The organism is Flavobacterium sp. CR10, assembly GCF_055814415.1.
Window position 1 is genome coordinate 1,612,334 of sequence record NZ_CP185985.1, and the last position, 16,969, is coordinate 1,629,302.

Here is a 16,969-nt window from a genome sequence, read left to right on the forward strand (position 1 = left end):
CTTTTTAAAATTATATTCTAGAAAAATTATTTCAAAACACTTGCAGCATCCTGAATAGTTGTGGCATGATAACCAGATTTTGCTTTATCAAAAACTTTTTTAGCCCAAACTTTTCCTTCTGGAGTTTTGACCATTTCTTTGTAAAGCATCATGATAGATCCAGTTCTGCTGCTTCCTATTAAAAATTGTTCAATTGCAGGATCAGCGGCTTTGTATTGATGACGAATTGCCTGAACAAACCATTGACGTTTAATGATAAAATTACCTCCTTTAGTAAAGTTGAATTCTTTGTCAATTGCTTCCATTTCTTTTGCTGTAATATCAGCTGGAAGATGATCTATAAAATGCTGTTTTTCGGCAGTTGTGGTGATTTTTTTGCTTAAACCTGCAACGCCAGTTTCTCTCCAGCTTTTTTGAATTGCGTCAATAGCATCAAATTCTGCTGAACTTACAGGAACAATGTTTGATGGAATTCCTGGTTTGTAAATCCAGTTGTCTAATTGGATTTTATCTGCTAAAGCTTTATCTCCTTTGATAAGATTTTCGTTCAAATACTTTACAAAATCTTCTGTTGTGATAGATTGGAAAGCATGAGAATCAAAATAATTTTTGATAAACGGATCAAATTTATCGCGACCAACGGCATTTTCAATAACTCTTAAAAAAGAATACCCTTTTACATAAGGAATCATGCTAATTCCGTCGTCAGGATTTCTTCCTGTCAAACTAACTTTTAATCTTGTATCTGGATTTGTGTCTCCATATTCAGCAACATTATCAACCAATTCTTTGTTGGTGATAACGTTTTGCATGTCAAATTCCTTTTTGCCGAAAATAGCTTCTCCAATTCTGTGTTCAACATAAGTAGTGAAACCTTCGTTTAGCCAAATATCATCCCAAGTTGCGTTTGTAACTAAGTTTCCGCTCCAGCTGTGTCCTAATTCGTGTGCTAACAAACTCGTAAGAGAACGATCTCCAGCCAATACTCCCGGAGTTAAGAAAGTCAAGTTCGGATTCTCCATTCCGCCATAAGGGAAACTTGGTGGTAAAACCAATACATCGTAGCGTCCCCATCTGTAAGGTCCGTATAGTTTTTCAGCAGCATTTACCATTTTTCCAAGTTCAGCAAATTCATAAGCTGCGCTTTTTAAAACAGATGGTTCTGCATAAACTCCCGTTCTGTTATCGATTGCTTGAAATTCGATATCTCCAACTGCAATTGCCATTAAATAAGAAGGAATTGCTTTGTCTTGTTTAAAAGTGTAAACTCCAGTATCGTTTTTCTTCTGCGGATTTACAGCGCTCATAACTGCCAATAAATCTTTAGGAACCGTAACTTTTGCATTATAAGTAAAACGAATTCCTGGTGAATCCTGACACGGAATCCAAGTACGAGACCAAACACTTTCGCCTTGAGAGAAAACAAAAGGTTTCTTTTTGTCTGCGGTTTGTTCTGGTTTAAGCCATTGCAAAGCCACACCATCTTTAGTGGTGTTGTAGTAAATGTTTACTTTCGTAGTATTTGGCTCAATAGTGATCTGAAGTGGTTTTCCGTGAAATTCTGTGGATGCACCAAGCTCGAATTTGGTTTCTTTCTCGTCGTCTCCAAGAGTAACTTTTGTAATATTTAAAGTGTTTTCGTCGAAAATAATTTCATTTCCCTTGCTGATGTTGTCTATTGTCCAAGATGCTTTTCCTGAAATGGTCTGTGTGTCAAAATCAACTTTAATATCAAGATTAAGGTGTTTTGCAACAGCAAGTTCTGGTTTAGAATAACTGTGTTCGTCTGTAACAGCAGCAGTTTTTTCTGTTTGCTCTTTTTTCTGGCAAGCAATTGCTGTCAGAAATAAAGCGACAAGAATTAGTTTCTTCATTTTGTGAGGTTTTGAATTTGAGGATGAAAATTAAACAAAAAATCCCGTTTTGAATAAACAAAACGGGATTTAATTATAAAATTAACAACGATTACGCCAACATTGTAACTGGGCTTTCGATGTATTGTTTTAATGTTTGTAAGAACTGAGCGCCAGTTGCACCGTCAATTGTTCTGTGGTCGCAAGCTAATGATAACATCATTGTGTTTCCAACTACGATTTGACCGTTTTTAACTACTGGTTTCTCAACAATTGCACCTACAGAAAGGATCGCAGAGTTTGGCTGGTTGATAATTGAATTGAATTCAGTGATGCCAAACATACCAAGGTTAGATACTGTAAAAGTACTTCCTTCCATTTCTTGTGGTCCTAATTTTTTGTTTTTAGCTCTTCCAGCAAGATCTCTTACTGAACCGCCAATTTGAGATAAACTCATAGCATCAGTAAATTTCAATACAGGAACTACTAATCCGTCTTCAACAGCTACAGCAACACCAATGTTTACGTGGTGGTTGATGATGATAGCATCCTCTTTCCAAGTAGAGTTGATTTTTGGGTGTTTTTTCAATGCTAAAGCACAAGCTTTGATTACCATATCGTTGAAAGATACTTTTGTATCAGGAACGCTATTGATAGCAGCTCTAGCTTGCATAGCTTCGTCCATACTTACTTCGATCACTAAGTTGTAGTGAGGCGCAGTGAATAAAGACTCAGAAAGACGTTTTGCAATGATTTTACGCATTTGAGAATTTTTGATCTCTTCTGTGTAAACTTCACCAGCAGGAACAAAAACTTTTGGAGCAGCAGGAGCAGATGCTTCTTGTTTAGCAGCAGGTGCTGAAGCAGTTGTTTGAGCCTGAGCAGATGGAGTAAAGTTTTCGATATCGCTTTTTACGATTCTTCCGTTTTCTCCAGATCCTTTAACTTGGCTTAATTGAATTCCTTTGTCAGAAGCGATTTTTTTAGCCAATGGAGAGGCTAAAATTCTTCCTCCATTTGAAGTTTCAGCAGCAGCTTCTGGTGCTTTTTCAGCAGCAGGAGCAGCTTTTTCTTCTGCAGCAGGAGCACTTGCAGTTGCAGCCCCGCCAGCAGTAAAGTTATCAGCAACTCCAGAAATGTCAGTTCCTGCAGGTCCGATGATAGCTAATAAGCTGTCAACAGGAGCAGTACTTCCTTCTTGAATTCCAATATATAATAATGTTCCAGCATTGAAAGACTCAAACTCCATAGTCGCTTTGTCTGTTTCAATTTCTGCTAAAATATCTCCTTCGGCTACAGTATCGCCAACTTTTTTCAACCAAGTTGCTACTGTACCTTCTGTCATTGTATCACTTAAACGTGGCATAGTTACTACTATAACACCTTTTGGTAATTCAGCTGCAGCTTTTGCAGGAGCAGCAGTTTCAGTTTTTGCTTCAGCAGCAGGAGCATCCGCTTTTGGAGCTTCGGCAGCAGGAGCATCACCACCAGCTAAAAGAGCAGAAATGTCTTCTCCTTCTTTACCAATGATAGCTAATAATGAATCAACTGGAGCAGTTTCTCCAGCTTGAATTCCGATATGTAAAAGAGTTCCTTCGTTAAAAGATTCGAACTCCATTGTTGCTTTGTCTGTTTCAATTTCAGCTAAGATATCACCTTCGCTTACTTTGTCGCCTACTTTTTTAAGCCAAGTTGCTACCGTTCCTTCAGTCATAGTATCGCTCAAACGAGGCATTGTTACTTTAATCGCCATGATATTATAATTTATGAGGTGTAAATGGATAGTCTTCTTGTGCGTATACTACATCGTATAATTGTTTTAAATCTGGGTATGGAGATTCTTCAGCAAATTTCGCACACTCTTCAACTAAGTCTTTAACTCTTTGGTCAATTACTTCAATTTCTTCTTCTGTAGCATATTTTTGATCCATAATTACATCAAGAACTTGAGTAATCGGGTCGATTTTTTTGTACTCTTCAACCTCTTCTTTAGAACGGTATAATTGTGCATCAGACATAGAGTGTCCTCTGTAACGGTACGTTTTCATTTCAAGGAAAGTTGGTCCATCTCCGCGACGAGCTCTTTCGATAGCTTCGTGCATTGCTTCAGCAACTTTTACAGGGTTCATTCCGTCAACAGGTCCACAAGGCATTTCATAACCTAAACCTAATTTCCAGATGTCAGTGTGGTTTGCAGTTCTTTCTACAGAAGTTCCCATTGCATAACCGTTGTTTTCAACAATAAATACAACTGGAAGTTTCCATAACATAGCCATATTAAAAGCTTCGTGAAGAGAACCTTGTCTAGCAGCTCCGTCACCAAAATAAGTTAGGGTAACACCGCCAGTATTAAAATATTTGTCTGCGAAAGCAATACCTGCCCCAACTGGGATTTGAGCACCTACAATTCCGTGCCCGCCATAAAAACCATGTTCTTTAGAGAAAATGTGCATAGAACCTCCCATACCTTTAGACGTTCCTGTTGCTTTTCCTAAAAGTTCTGCCATTACGTTTCTAGGATCAACCCCCATACCGATTGGCTGAACGTGGTTTCTGTAAGCAGTAATCATTTTGTCTTTGGTCAAATCCATAGCGTGCAGTGCGCCAGCTAATACAGCTTCTTGACCATTATATAGGTGTAGAAAACCTCTAACTTTTTGTTGGATGTATAATGCTGCAAGTTTGTCTTCAAACTTTCTCCAAAGCAGCATGTCCTCATACCACTTTAAATATACCTCTTTTGTAACTTCTTTCATCTGAATTCTTTCTTTTGCTAAAGTTGTTTGTGTTATCGATTATTGTGCCTGTAACGCAAAATAGTTTCCTCCCACAAATTTGCGCCCGAAAGGTCGGGATGCAAAAATAAGACATTACATTTAAGAACTAAAATTAAATGACTACTTTTTGGCTTTTTTTTACAAGAACTTTTTATCAAACATCAATGGGAGCAAATTTTTTAAGGATGACGATTTGTAAACTTCACCAATTTCTCCCATAAAATAAATTTCTATCGGAGTGTCTTGTTTTATCTCATATTCTGCTATTGATTGTCGGCAAGATCCGCAAGGTGGAATAGGGGCAGCAGTCTGATTAGTGTCTGAAGCTGCTGTAATTGCCATTTTCAGGATTTTTGCTTCTGGATAAGTGCTTCCGGCATAAAAAATAGCAGTTCGTTCAGCGCAAAGTCCCGATGGGTAAGCAGCATTTTCTTGATTTGAACCTAAGATTACTTTTCCGTTGTCTAAAAGTAAAGCAGCGCCAACTTTAAACTGTGAATAAGGGGCATAAGCTTTTTTTCTGATTTCTACAGCTTGATTCATTAAATCCTGAATTTCGGCTGGAAGTTCATTTAAATTATCAAATATTGTAAATGAAGAGGTTATATTAATTTCTTTCATCTGTTTATAAGGGAAAAAAAATCCAAATTCCTAAAATGCCGGAATTTGGATTGAGTTATTTCTATTTTAATCTTTTCTCTTTAGTAATTATCGTATTTGTCTCCAAAGTTAAACGTTAAAGAGAAACGAAGTGTATTTTCTAAAGGGTTTTTTATTTTTGAAGCTGAGAATAAGTACGAAACATCAATTTTCATGATATTGTATTTAAACCCTGCTCCTAAAGAGAAAAATTGCTTAGCACCTTTCTCTGGGCTTTCGTGGTAATATCCTAAACGGAAAGCAAAAGCATCTTGATACATGTATTCTCCAGCAATGCTATAAGTTACCTCTTTCATTTCTTCTTTAAATCCGCCTGGAGCATCTCCAAAAGATTTAAACATTCCTTCAAACCAGCCAATATCGTTATAATTTCTATATCCGATATCTGTTGCTTCTTGTTGAGAAATATCTTCAGGATCATCAAAATCTCCGTCGCCATTTACATCAACAGGTGTTCCGATTCCTGGAGGGGTTGGAACTAGAAGTTTAGTAAGCTCGGCACTTAAGGTAAGTTTGTTGTAATCGTCAAAAATAAAATCAAATCCTCCTCCTAATCTTAAATTGGCAGGCAAGAAGTTTGAGCTTATATCGTCGTTATCGTAACTGATTTTTGGCCCCATATTCTGAAGGTTGACACCAGCTCTCCATCTTCCATTGAAATCTCTATAAGCAATTTCTTCTGATTGGTAAAAAGCGGCTACGTCAACTGCAAATGAGCTAGCAGATGTAGCATCAACTTCTTCTGAAGCGACTTTTAGGTTTGAATTAATAAAACGCGCAGCTACTGCCATAGAAAATCGATCGCTTAATTTAAGTGAATACGATCCGTCTAAAGCAAATTCGTTTGGATTTACTTCTCTTACGGCTTCATTTGGATCTCCAGTGTATCTTAGTTCGATTCCCCCAAAACCAAAATAGCGAAAACTTCCTGCAAATGCGCTTCGTTCGTTGATTTTGTTGTAATACGTAACCTGACCCAATGAAATATCATTGGCAAGATCTGTTAAATAAGGGGTGTAGCTAATAGAAAGACCTTGCGCATCTTCAGAAAATGCATACTTTGCAGGGTTCCATTGTTGTGAGAAAACGTCAGCAGAAGTGGCTACTCCTTGATCTGCTAAACCAGCTGCTCTAGCATCAGCAGCAACTAATAAAAAAGGTACTCCAGTAACGATAGGCCTTGATTCTTGGGCCTTTGAGGTGTAAATGCTAAAAATACAAATTAGTAAAAGTGATAGTTTTTTCATTTATGGGACTTGTGTTTTGGTGATGCAAATATATATAATATTATAGGATAACAAGCTTTTCGTATTTTTCTGCCTTTTTATTTGTTAAATTTGATTTTACAGTCAGTTTGTAAATATACACTCCTTTTCCGATTCTATCGCCAAAATCATCTCTTCCATCCCATGTTATTTCTCTTGATAAAAAACCTTCTGTAGTAACGGTTTGATTTTTTGTCCAAACTACTTTTCCTGTAATAGTCATTACCTGAACCTGCACGTCTAATGGCTCATAAGGTCTGTTATGAGAAAACCAAAATTGTGTATAAGTTGAAAATGGATTTGGGTAATTAAGAACGTGTGATAATGTCAAAGAATCGTCTCCTACAACTGTAAATTGAATTTCACTCGTAACGGGATTGTTGTAAACATCCCAAGCAGTAAAACTTATGGTATGCAGTCCAGGAGCTAAATTTCGGAATGGGAAACGTAAATTTCCGTTGGTGTAATCATCTAATTTTGTTTGATAATAATCATTCAAAATATAGGGATTGCTTACGTCTCCATCTAAAATAGCGACAATATCATGGCCGATTCCGCTTGCTGTGTTGATCCCATTTTCATCTTCCAGAAAGGCCAAAAGAAATGGCGATTCATTTGTTATTCCTCCCGATACAAAAGTTTCATCGTTCATATATAACTTCACTTTTGGACTTATATTGTCCTGAGGTGCATTTTCGTTTATTCCCCCAATTTTGATGGTGTTGTTGTAGCCGGTTTGGTTTTCTAATGATTCATTTCTTTTCGAATAAAAGCTGATTCTTCCATTGTCTACAGGTATTCTGATGTCTCTGGGAACTACAAAACTAAATTCGAATTGTCCGTTGGTCACAGAGGCATTTCCTCTAAAAATGGTTTCTCCAAGAGTTTTAAATTGCATTGGAGGGCTAAAGCCGTCATTGTTTAAAGTAGTATTTGTAATTAATTTATCGAAAATAGCAGTAGCCAATTCTCCGTTATAATTGCTTAATAAAGTGTTGTTTTCGTCTGTGATTTCTCCTGAAATTTTAATTTTTGATAATGATTTAAAATCAGGAATTGCTTGCGAAATCACAATGTCGTTTACTTTCGTTAAATTAATTCGTGGTTTTGGAATTGCTAGCATTAAAGCTGGATCTCCTATATAAAAAACAACATTGCTTGAAGAGCTCGGATTTTCATTTTTGGATATTCTTAAAGATTCTGCGATAGTATTGTATTGGTTTGAACCATAAGAAAGTAAGTTTTTGCTAATTGTTTTATTGAATTCTTCGGCATTTGTCTGTCCGATTTCTCTAACAGTGGTCAGCATTGAAATTGCGCCTCCTTTTGGATTCCAGTAAACATATTCGCCAGCTGTAGGTCTTGTTGGGTCGTCAAAACGTGAAAACTCACATGTGATGGTAATGAATAGTGGGTATTTGTACTGATTGGTAAGGTTTTGTCCGTCTGATTTCTCCCAAATTCTTTCACTGGCCAATCCGTCTTCGCCACCATGTCCTAAATAATTAAATATAAGAGCACCTTTTTCAAAAGCATTAAAAAAATCGGTTCTTGCTTTCGGATATCGCGATCCACCTGCGGAAGCTTCTTGAGTATAAGCGTCCAAAAATATTTTATCAATATTGAAAAAAGGTTTTTCGGTCGCGATTTGATCTGCAAGGGCATTTTGGTTTGCTTGTAAAGTTTGATCGCCTGATCTGTCAGAGTCATCGCTAATTAAAACAACATTATTTCTCCAGTTTCCATAAGATTTTGTGTCATGGTATTCTATGATTTTGTTGACCATTTCCTGAGCTTGTGCATTGTCTGAAACCAGCATTCTTCCTAAAGCAATATCAATCCCGGCAAGAGAAGGAATGATAACTCCTTCGTTGGCGTCCATTAATCCGTAGAAATCATCAGAAGGAAATGAAGCTTCTCCCACAGTATTGCTTATTAGAGACTGATATATAGGTACAATGTTAGTGTTGTTCGAAATTCTGTCTTTATAATCATATGAAGCATCTCCAAATAAATTTAAATAGCGTATTCTTTTGTCTGATGAAGAAGCATTGTCGTAAATATATTTAACACAGTTTCTAATGGCTGCAATATCTTGTTTGCCAGAAGAAAATTCTTGATAGATGTTTTCCAAAGAAATAACTTTTACGTTTAAACCAGAGTTTGTTCTATGAAAATTGGCTAATCTTTCTGCTTGAGAAGCTAAAGACTTTGGCGTCACTATTATATAATCAATGTCCTGAAAAGCGTTTTGGCTGTTTCTAAAAAGTGTTCCTTTTAAATTCTGATTGGCAATTTTTGACTGATTTTCTTTTAACGGAGCATAATAATCAGAAGGATCTATCGCAATATATTTTCTAACCTCTCCTAAATTAGCTTTAAAACTAAAAGAAGATTGATTGGCGGTTTCGACTTTAGAAACATTATATAGGTCTGTAACGTCCCAGATTTGCGCTATTCCTGATGCGTTTCCAATAGTATAATTAACAATTCCAGCTGTGGAGCCTGCAGCATTGTATTGAAAGTGAAATTGTTTGCCTATACCTAAAAGTTTTCGTTTTGCAGTTAGATTGATGTAGTCCAGATAACCTTTTGATCCTGGAACGCCATTATTATTATAGGTAAGTTTTATTTTGATATTATCTGTTCCGGTAAATTGAGTATTTGCAGGAAGTTTGCCTGTTGTGTATTTGGTATCAGAATTGGCTATTAAAGGAGAAAAACTTATAGTTCCTGCGTTTTGTCCGTTTGCTGTTATGGCAAAAGAAGTAGAGGTTAAAGATGCCGCTGCAGCACTAACTTCTATTTTTACAGGAACAGAAGTGTCAAGATTTGGAAAACTAAAGGAGAATTCTTGTTCTTGATTTATATCAAATGATTCTCCGAGCCATTGACGGCCAAGATGAACAATGTTGGTTTGGTCAATTTCGTGGTATTGATAGTCATCAAACGTGTTTAGTTCTAAAGTACTATTTCCTGTTGGCAGATTTAGGTTTTGAATTCTTTTTCCGTCGCCTCCCGAAGCTGTTATATAATAATAGGACTTAGTGTCGTATAAGTTTAAATTGGTCTGGCTTTCTTGGTTCCAATTTTCAATTCCTTCCGCATAAAAAAGAATGTAATCTTCATTGTTAAAAACGCCATCATTTTCTCCAGCTATCTGTATGGCATTTTCGGTCAAATCATCTGGATAATAAGCGCTGTTGGCAAGAGGAAGCATTCTTCCGCCATTGCCGTAGATTTTTATTCTTCTCGGATCAACTTTAGAGGGATCAAATCCTAAACTTTGCAAAAAAGATCTGTTGATTCTGTAAACGCCTGATTTCTGAATGTAAAACCGATACCAGTCGCCAGAAGCTAAAACAGAATTTACTATTGCTGCCGGTTTTTGAAATGAAGAACTTGAAGCAGTTCGCGCGTTTGAATTGCTAATAAAGTAAGAGAAGGACTTTATGCGTTTGTAGCTGTTTCCTTCCTTAATTATAGGAGACAAAGAAAGAAAAGAATATTTTATATCTCTTGCATTTGTAACTATTATCGATTCATTTGGCTTTTCGGGAATATTTTCAGGTGCTAAATCGCCTAAATCAGCTCTCGAAATCGACTCAAAAATGACATTGCTGATCTGCACCAAACTGCTGCTTGAAACGCCAGCCTGATTTAAGTTTTGAAGCAACGTTATGCTTTTTTTTGTAATGTCGAAGCGAAAACTGCTTCCTGAGAAGTGCGGAATTATAAATTTGTTTTCGCCATAATTTACTTCTTTTTTATTTTGCCAATCGATTGTAATCGTCCCATTTAGCTGTGAAAATGAGAGAATTGGAATTAAAAAAATGTAAATTAGAAATGCTTGCTTCATCTGTTAAAAAGGCGAAATTTAATTAAAAAATAATTAGTAAGTAAAAATATAGTATTTCATGTTATAGTAATAATAAAAAGTATATTTTTGCGTTCGTAACTAAAGGTTATTTTCTGGTAAAAAACAGCTAAATAAAATTATTAGAACAGATGTTGCCAATTAAATGTTAATTATTATATTGCAGCACCTAAATTTATCACCTAAGAATGAGTATGAAAGTAAACAAAATTGTAGTCTTGCAGTTAATGATGTCAATGGTATTGATGTTGGGCACGGCTAGTTGTAGCAAAAAATCGAGTTCCACTCACGCTTCTAGAGCTACTGGCTGGGATGTAGATAGTCAGAATGGAACTGCTGCCAGAAATGCAGGTAAAAAACAACAGGCTGGCCCTGGTTTAGTTTTTGTTGAAGGAGGTACGTTTACTATGGGTAAAGTACAGGATGATGTTATGCATGATTGGAATAACACGCCAACTCAACAACACGTTCAATCATTCTATATGGATGAAACTGAAGTTACGAACGGTATGTACTTAGAATACCTAGAGTGGTTAAAGAAAGTTTTCCCACCAACAGAAGAAAATTACAAAAACATTTACGAAGGAGCATCTCCTGATACATTGGTGTGGAGAAATCGTTTAGGATACAACGAAACGATGACTAACAACTATTTAAGACACCCATCTTATGCTAACTATCCTGTAGTTGGTGTTAACTGGATTCAAGCAGTTGAGTTTAGTAAATGGAGAACAGACCGTGTAAACGAGGCTGTTTTAGAGAAAAACGGATATCTTAAAAAAGGAGCTAAAACAAATGATGTTAATGCTGAAAATGCATTTAATACTGAAGGATACTTGATGTCTCCAAGTACATCACGTGGTGCAAGTGAAGAAATCGTTTTAAAGAAAAATCCAACGGGGAGAAGACCTAAAGCTGGTAAAGACGGTGTTGTGCCAGAAGAGAAAAATGTTTACGCACAACGTTCATCTGGAATTATTTTACCAGAGTACAGACTTCCTACTGAAGCTGAATGGGAATATGCAGCTGCTGCTGATGTTGGACAAAGAGAATACAATATCTACAAAGGACAAAAGAAATATCCTTGGTCTGGAGATTACACACGTTCTAACAAACGTAAAAACAAAGGTGATCAATTGGCTAACTTTAAACAAGGAAATGGTGATTACGGTGGAATTGCAGGTTGGTCAGATGACGGAGCAGATATCACAAATGCTGTGAAAAGTTATGCGCCAAACGATTTCGGTCTATATGATATGGCAGGAAACGTTGCAGAATGGGTAGCTGACGTCTACAGACCAATTATTGATAATGAAGCAAATGATTTCAACTATTACAGAGGTAACCAATATGCTAAAAATAAAATTGGTAAAGATGGTAAAATTGAAATTGTTACAACGGCTACAATTAAATATGATACTTTAAGTAACGGTAAAGTGATTGCAAGAAACCTTCCAGGCGAAATTGCTCAAGTGCCAGTTGACGAACAAGAAACGTATTTAAGACAAAATTTCAGTACAAGCGACAACATCAACTATAGAGATGGTGATAAGCAATCTTCTAGATTTTTTGATTTTGGTGATTCAGAGTCTGGACCTAAAGCAGATCAGGCAATGTACAACTCTCCTAAACACAATGTTACTACAGACAGTTTAGGAAAAATGATCAGAAAATATGATAACTCTAGTAAACGTACAACTTTAATCGATGATAAAGTAAGAGTTTACAAAGGAGGTTCTTGGAGAGATAGAGCTTACTGGTTAGATCCAGCTCAAAGAAGATACTTCCCTCAAGATATGGCAACTGATTACATTGGTTTCAGATGTGCAATGTCTAGAGTAGGTTCAAAATCTGAAAAAAGAAAATCTCCTAGAAACTAAGATTTAGGAATTCAAATAATAAAAATTCCAAATTCCAAAAGCTGAATATTCAGTCTGGAATTTGGAATTTTTTTATTGTTTTTTTTCTACTTTTATGACTTATTAAAAAATATATAAATGAATATTCAAGACATTCATAACTTGTTTTTACAGTGCAGTTCTCTGTCTATTGATACAAGAAAAATCGAGAAGAATTCGATGTTTTTTGCTATTAAAGGGGAGAATTTCGACGCTAATACATTTGCTAAAGAAGCATTAGATTTAGGCGCTTTATTTGTTGTTATTGACAACGAATCTTATTTTATTGATGATAGAACCATTTTGGTAGAAAATAGTCTGCAAACACTTCAGGAGTTGGCAAAATTTCACAGGAATTATTTAGGGCTACCAATTGTTGCTTTAACAGGCAGTAATGGAAAAACAACGACAAAAGAATTAATTAATGTTGTGTTGTCAAAAAAGTTTAAAACAAAAGCGACTATTGGCAATTTAAATAATCATATTGGAGTGCCATTGACTTTGCTTTCTTTTACCAAAGAAACGGAAATTGGAATTGTCGAAATGGGCGCTAATCATCAAAAAGAAATCGAGTTTTTATGCCAGATTGCACAACCCGATTTTGGCTATATAACTAACTTTGGAAAAGCACATTTGGAAGGTTTTGGAGGAGTTGAAGGAGTGATTGCAGGTAAAAGCGAAATGTACCAATATCTTGCGACAAACCAAAAAACTGTTTTTGTAAATCTGGAAGATCCTATTCAGATAGAAAAATCTAAAGGAATAAAATCATTTACTTTTGGAGTAAAAAAAGAAAATGCAGATTTGAATATTCAGAATATTACCGCAAATCCTTTTGTTGCTATTGATTATAATGATTTCTCAATTGAATCGCATTTAATTGGGCTTTATAACGCCAATAATATTAATGCGGCAACGGCGATTGGAAAATACTTTAATGTAAAAGAAAGCGATATAAAGAGCGCTATCGAAAATTATATTCCGGCAAACAATAGGTCTCAGATGATGCAAAAAGGTTCAAATGAGATTATTTTAGATGCTTATAATGCTAATCCGAGCAGTATGGCTGTTGCGATTACTAATTTCTTGCAGTTAGACAAGAAAAATAAGATTATGATTCTTGGAGATATGTTCGAATTGGGAGACGAAAGCCTTTATGAACATAAAGTTATAGTTGATTCTTTGGAAAGTCAGAATGAAGCTCAATGCTTTTTATTAGGAAAATCTTTTTTTGCTAATAAAATTTCTAATGAAAACATTCAGTTTTTTGAAACATTCGATGCTTTTGCTGAATTCCTTAAGACCTTCAAATTTGATTCTAATATGATATTAATAAAAGGTTCGAGAGGTATGGCCTTAGAGCGAACTTTAGATTATATTTAAAAAAAGTAAAGCCATTCAGTATTTGAATGGCTTTGTTTTTATATGCTCATTAAAAATCCAATTAGGTTTTCTTTTTTGTTTAATCCTAATTTCTTTCTTAAACGGTAACGGGCCAACTCAACCCCACCTGTCGAAATGTTCATAATTTCGGCTATTTCTTTTGTAGACATATTCATTAATAAATAAGTCGATAAATCCAATTCTCTAGGTGAAATAGTCGGATACTGTCCTTTTAGTCGCTTCAGAAATTCGAAATGAACGTTTTTAATGTGTTTTTCCAAGTCTTTCCAACTCTTGTCAGTATTTACTTCTTTTACTATACTTTTATGAAGTTTGCTAAACTCAGCTTTAGTGTTTTCATCTAATATTCCAGTATCAATATCTTTCAGTTTATGAATAATTCCGTTTAATACTTTGTTCTTTTTTACTACCTGTAAGGAGTTGTTTACTAGTTCTTTATCTTTTGCAAGGATCTTGATTTGAAGTTTGTCGTTTTTAAGCTTCTCAATTTCTTTCTCCAAGTCATGTTGTTCATGTCTAATTTTAGATTCTTTTTCGAGATACAATCTTCTTTGTTCTATAGTTTCATAATACCTATTTTTTCTAATCTTTAATTTAATTCTAACGGAAATTAAATACGCGCCCAATAAGATGAGTACCAAGTAAAATAAATAAGCCAAAAAGTGTCTGTACCAAGGAGGAGATACTGTAAATTCAACTTCAGTAATATTCGATTCGATACCATAACTGTTTCGTGCTCTTAATTTCATTACATAATTGCCTTCTCTCAAATTGGTATATTCTTTTATGGCTGTAGATGACCAGCCGCGCCAATTTTCTTCAAAAGGTTCCAATTTATAAGAATACATTACATTTTCTTGATTTTCGTAAGTTGGCGACGCAAAGGTAAATTTGACGCGATTGTGTTTGTAAGGTATGCTGTATGATTCTAGTTTACTAGTTAGATTTCCAGTTAAAATGGTGTCTCCAGGGTTGGTAAAGCTTTCAATAAAAGCTTTAGGTTTTGTCATAAAAGTGTTTGGAATAGTCGAATTATAATGCGCCAAACGATCTGTTAATCCTATAAAGATGTTTTGAGGATCTATGGCATTTACAGAAATATAATTGTTTACCAAATTCCCTGTTAAGTTGGAGAATATGGCCTGTTTCTTAGTAAAAGTCCCGTTTTTATTTTTTACTAATACACCAAGCGATTCATTAAACGCATACCAGAGATTTCCGGCTGAATCTTCAATTAAAGTGTTGATGGTTGGGATTCCGTTGAATAAATTGGTGATTTTTTTATCTTCAAAAAATGCTTCTTGCTCGACAGAATACCTGTAAAAATGATTTTTTACTTGAAAATATACTTTGCCGTTAATGTTTTGAAGACTGTTAATTCCTTTAAATTTTTCTGATATATTGACGTGTTTTTTGATGAAATCAAACCTTTGTAAATCTTCAGACAATTTTACTTGATACAGAAAAGGGTTTTTCTTAAGCCATAAATAGTTTGCATCTATTTCTACAGAAAAATTGTTAGTTGTTTCATCAAAACCCTTCACTTGATGTAAGTAGTCGTATCCAGTTGCGGACCTCTTGAAAACTGAAAATCCGTTATAACTTTCGCCTATTATATAGTTTTCATGATCCGGTATTTTTTTAAACCCGAAATAACCTTTATTGTCAAGTATTTTCGAAACTCTGTTGTTTTCAATAATTAACGCTCCACTATTACTAGCGCATATTAAGACATTATTTAAAACTTGAATATTCCAAACTTGCGAAATTGTTCCTTCAACTCTTGTAAACGGACTATCTTTAAATGAGCCTCCCCAAGCGTGATAGAATAATCCTTGGTTTGTAGCCACATAAAGATTTCCATTATGCGTTGTTGATGCGTATACTGTCCCGATGTTATAACTGTAATCAAAATAAGAAAAAGGCGAATTTTCATTTATAAAAGTAATACCATTGTCGAGTCCAAGCCAGATATTGCTTTTCTTGTCAACAAAAGATGCTAAAATAGTATTGTTTTGGATGCCTTTTTGACGATTTAGATGCTGAATTATTTTTCCGTTCAAATCACAAATAATCGCACCGTCTAATACCGAATTAAGTATTATAAACTTGTTTTTGATGATAGCTCCTCCTAGAGATGTGTTTTTCTTAATAAATTCGTTAGCCTCAGTTGCCCATGGCTTGATAATGCCATTTTCTGACACGAAAAGCCCTTTTTCTAAAGTAGCATATAACAATCTGTTATTTGATAATGGAAAAAGAGACCATATCTCCTTATCGTTAAAAACAGTAGTGCCTTTTATTGCGGTGAGCTTTCTGTTTTTGTATTCAAGCACACCTAATGTTTTATCCTGAAAATATAGACGATTGTTTACTAAGAATGAAAACTGAAATTTATGGGGAGCAGTAAGTGTAGTAACTTTTTCATTTTTTAGAAAAAATACTTTGCTAAAGGATTGAAAGATAATTTCGCCATTAAAAATGTGTATTCTCCAGATGAGATTAATATTTTCCTTATCTATCGGACTTAATAAATTATATAAAGAATGATATTTTAAAATACCTTTTTCATCGGTTTTAAAATATCCGAATTCATTATTTCCGCCTACAAATATTCTTCCTAAAGCATCGATTTTCAGGCTTCTAATCTCAGATTTGTTGGGCAAAGAATACTTATGCCAATTTGAACCGTCAAATTGGATCAGACCGCTATTGTTTGCGAAATAAATGTTTCCATTTTTATCCTGATCTATACTCCAGTTTTGAGTACCACCTTTATATTCTGATCTTTTATAGTTTTTTATATCTGGAATTCCTATATTTTTTACCTGAGAAAAACTTTTTGTTTGTAAGAAAAATAACAAAAATAATGTGAAGGATCTAACTACGGATTTCATAAAATTTTAAATATATTTTTATTATAAATGCTTTATTTTGATTTTAGATTGTTGATTTATCAAACAAAATAAATCGTGTTTTTTAAATTATTTTTAATTTATAGCGTATTACTTGCTGTTAAAGCAATGTAATATACGTTTTTTTTAATTAACATTTTTGTAACATTTTTTTTTCAAAATTAAATTGTTGTAAATTAAATAATTAGGTAATAAATGTTGTGTTTTTGTAGTGTGTTAAAATTTAGTTTGAAGTGTTTTTGTAAAGAATTTTAATAGAATGCTTATTAAAATTTAACATTATAATTGCATCAAATTACTAATTAATTAACCAAAATTTT

At 34.6% G+C, this 16,969-nt stretch carries 9 protein-coding genes; 2 read left to right on the forward strand and 7 right to left on the reverse strand.

What is annotated here, in order from left to right; translation table 11 throughout:
* Positions 1 to 26: 26 nt before the first annotated feature.
* The 6 genes from ACNRYB_RS07300 to porU all read right to left on the reverse strand — a co-directional run bounded on the left by ACNRYB_RS07300 (position 27) and on the right by porU (position 10,414).
* Positions 27 to 1,874, reverse strand: coding sequence for a hydrolase/aminopeptidase (locus ACNRYB_RS07300; protein WP_473729661.1), 1,848 nt, complete (start codon positions 1,872 to 1,874; stop codon positions 27 to 29).
* Between the two features lie 91 nt (positions 1,875 to 1,965).
* Positions 1,966 to 3,606: a dihydrolipoamide acetyltransferase family protein gene (locus tag ACNRYB_RS07305; RefSeq protein ID WP_473729662.1), complete on the reverse strand. Its 1,641-nt coding sequence runs from the start codon at positions 3,604 to 3,606 to the stop codon at positions 1,966 to 1,968.
* Between the two features lie 4 nt (positions 3,607 to 3,610).
* On the reverse strand, positions 3,611 to 4,609 hold the full coding sequence (gene pdhA, locus ACNRYB_RS07310; RefSeq protein ID WP_160780881.1) for a pyruvate dehydrogenase (acetyl-transferring) E1 component subunit alpha: 999 nt from the start codon (positions 4,607 to 4,609) through the stop codon (positions 3,611 to 3,613).
* 159 nt (positions 4,610 to 4,768) lie between these two features.
* On the reverse strand, positions 4,769 to 5,251 hold the full coding sequence (cdd, locus tag ACNRYB_RS07315) for a cytidine deaminase (RefSeq protein WP_129746212.1): 483 nt from the start codon (positions 5,249 to 5,251) through the stop codon (positions 4,769 to 4,771).
* Between the two features lie 80 nt (positions 5,252 to 5,331).
* Complete coding sequence (gene porV / locus ACNRYB_RS07320; protein WP_473729663.1) at positions 5,332 to 6,537, reverse strand: type IX secretion system outer membrane channel protein PorV; 1,206 nt, start codon at positions 6,535 to 6,537, stop codon at positions 5,332 to 5,334.
* A 40-nt stretch (positions 6,538 to 6,577) separates the two neighbouring features.
* Positions 6,578 to 10,414 carry a type IX secretion system sortase PorU gene (gene porU / locus ACNRYB_RS07325; RefSeq protein WP_473729664.1) on the reverse strand — a complete coding sequence of 1,279 codons (3,837 nt, stop codon included), beginning with the start codon at positions 10,412 to 10,414 and terminating at the stop codon, positions 6,578 to 6,580.
* Positions 10,415 to 10,626: 212 nt separating this feature from the next.
* Between porU and gldJ the strand changes: the two genes are divergently transcribed.
* Together gldJ and ACNRYB_RS07335 are read left to right on the forward strand one after the other, a co-directional pair.
* Complete coding sequence (gldJ, locus tag ACNRYB_RS07330; RefSeq protein WP_129746224.1) at positions 10,627 to 12,312, forward strand: gliding motility lipoprotein GldJ; 1,686 nt, start codon at positions 10,627 to 10,629, stop codon at positions 12,310 to 12,312.
* A gap of 117 nt (positions 12,313 to 12,429) precedes the next feature.
* Positions 12,430 to 13,713, forward strand: coding sequence for a UDP-N-acetylmuramoyl-tripeptide--D-alanyl-D-alanine ligase (locus ACNRYB_RS07335; RefSeq protein WP_473729665.1), 1,284 nt, complete (start codon positions 12,430 to 12,432; stop codon positions 13,711 to 13,713).
* 38 nt (positions 13,714 to 13,751) lie between these two features.
* Here ACNRYB_RS07335 and ACNRYB_RS07340 read toward each other — a convergent pair whose 3' ends face one another.
* Positions 13,752 to 16,631 carry a helix-turn-helix and ligand-binding sensor domain-containing protein gene (locus ACNRYB_RS07340; protein WP_129748473.1) on the reverse strand — a complete coding sequence of 960 codons (2,880 nt, stop codon included), beginning with the start codon at positions 16,629 to 16,631 and terminating at the stop codon, positions 13,752 to 13,754.
* Between the last annotated feature and the right edge of the window lie 338 nt (positions 16,632 to 16,969).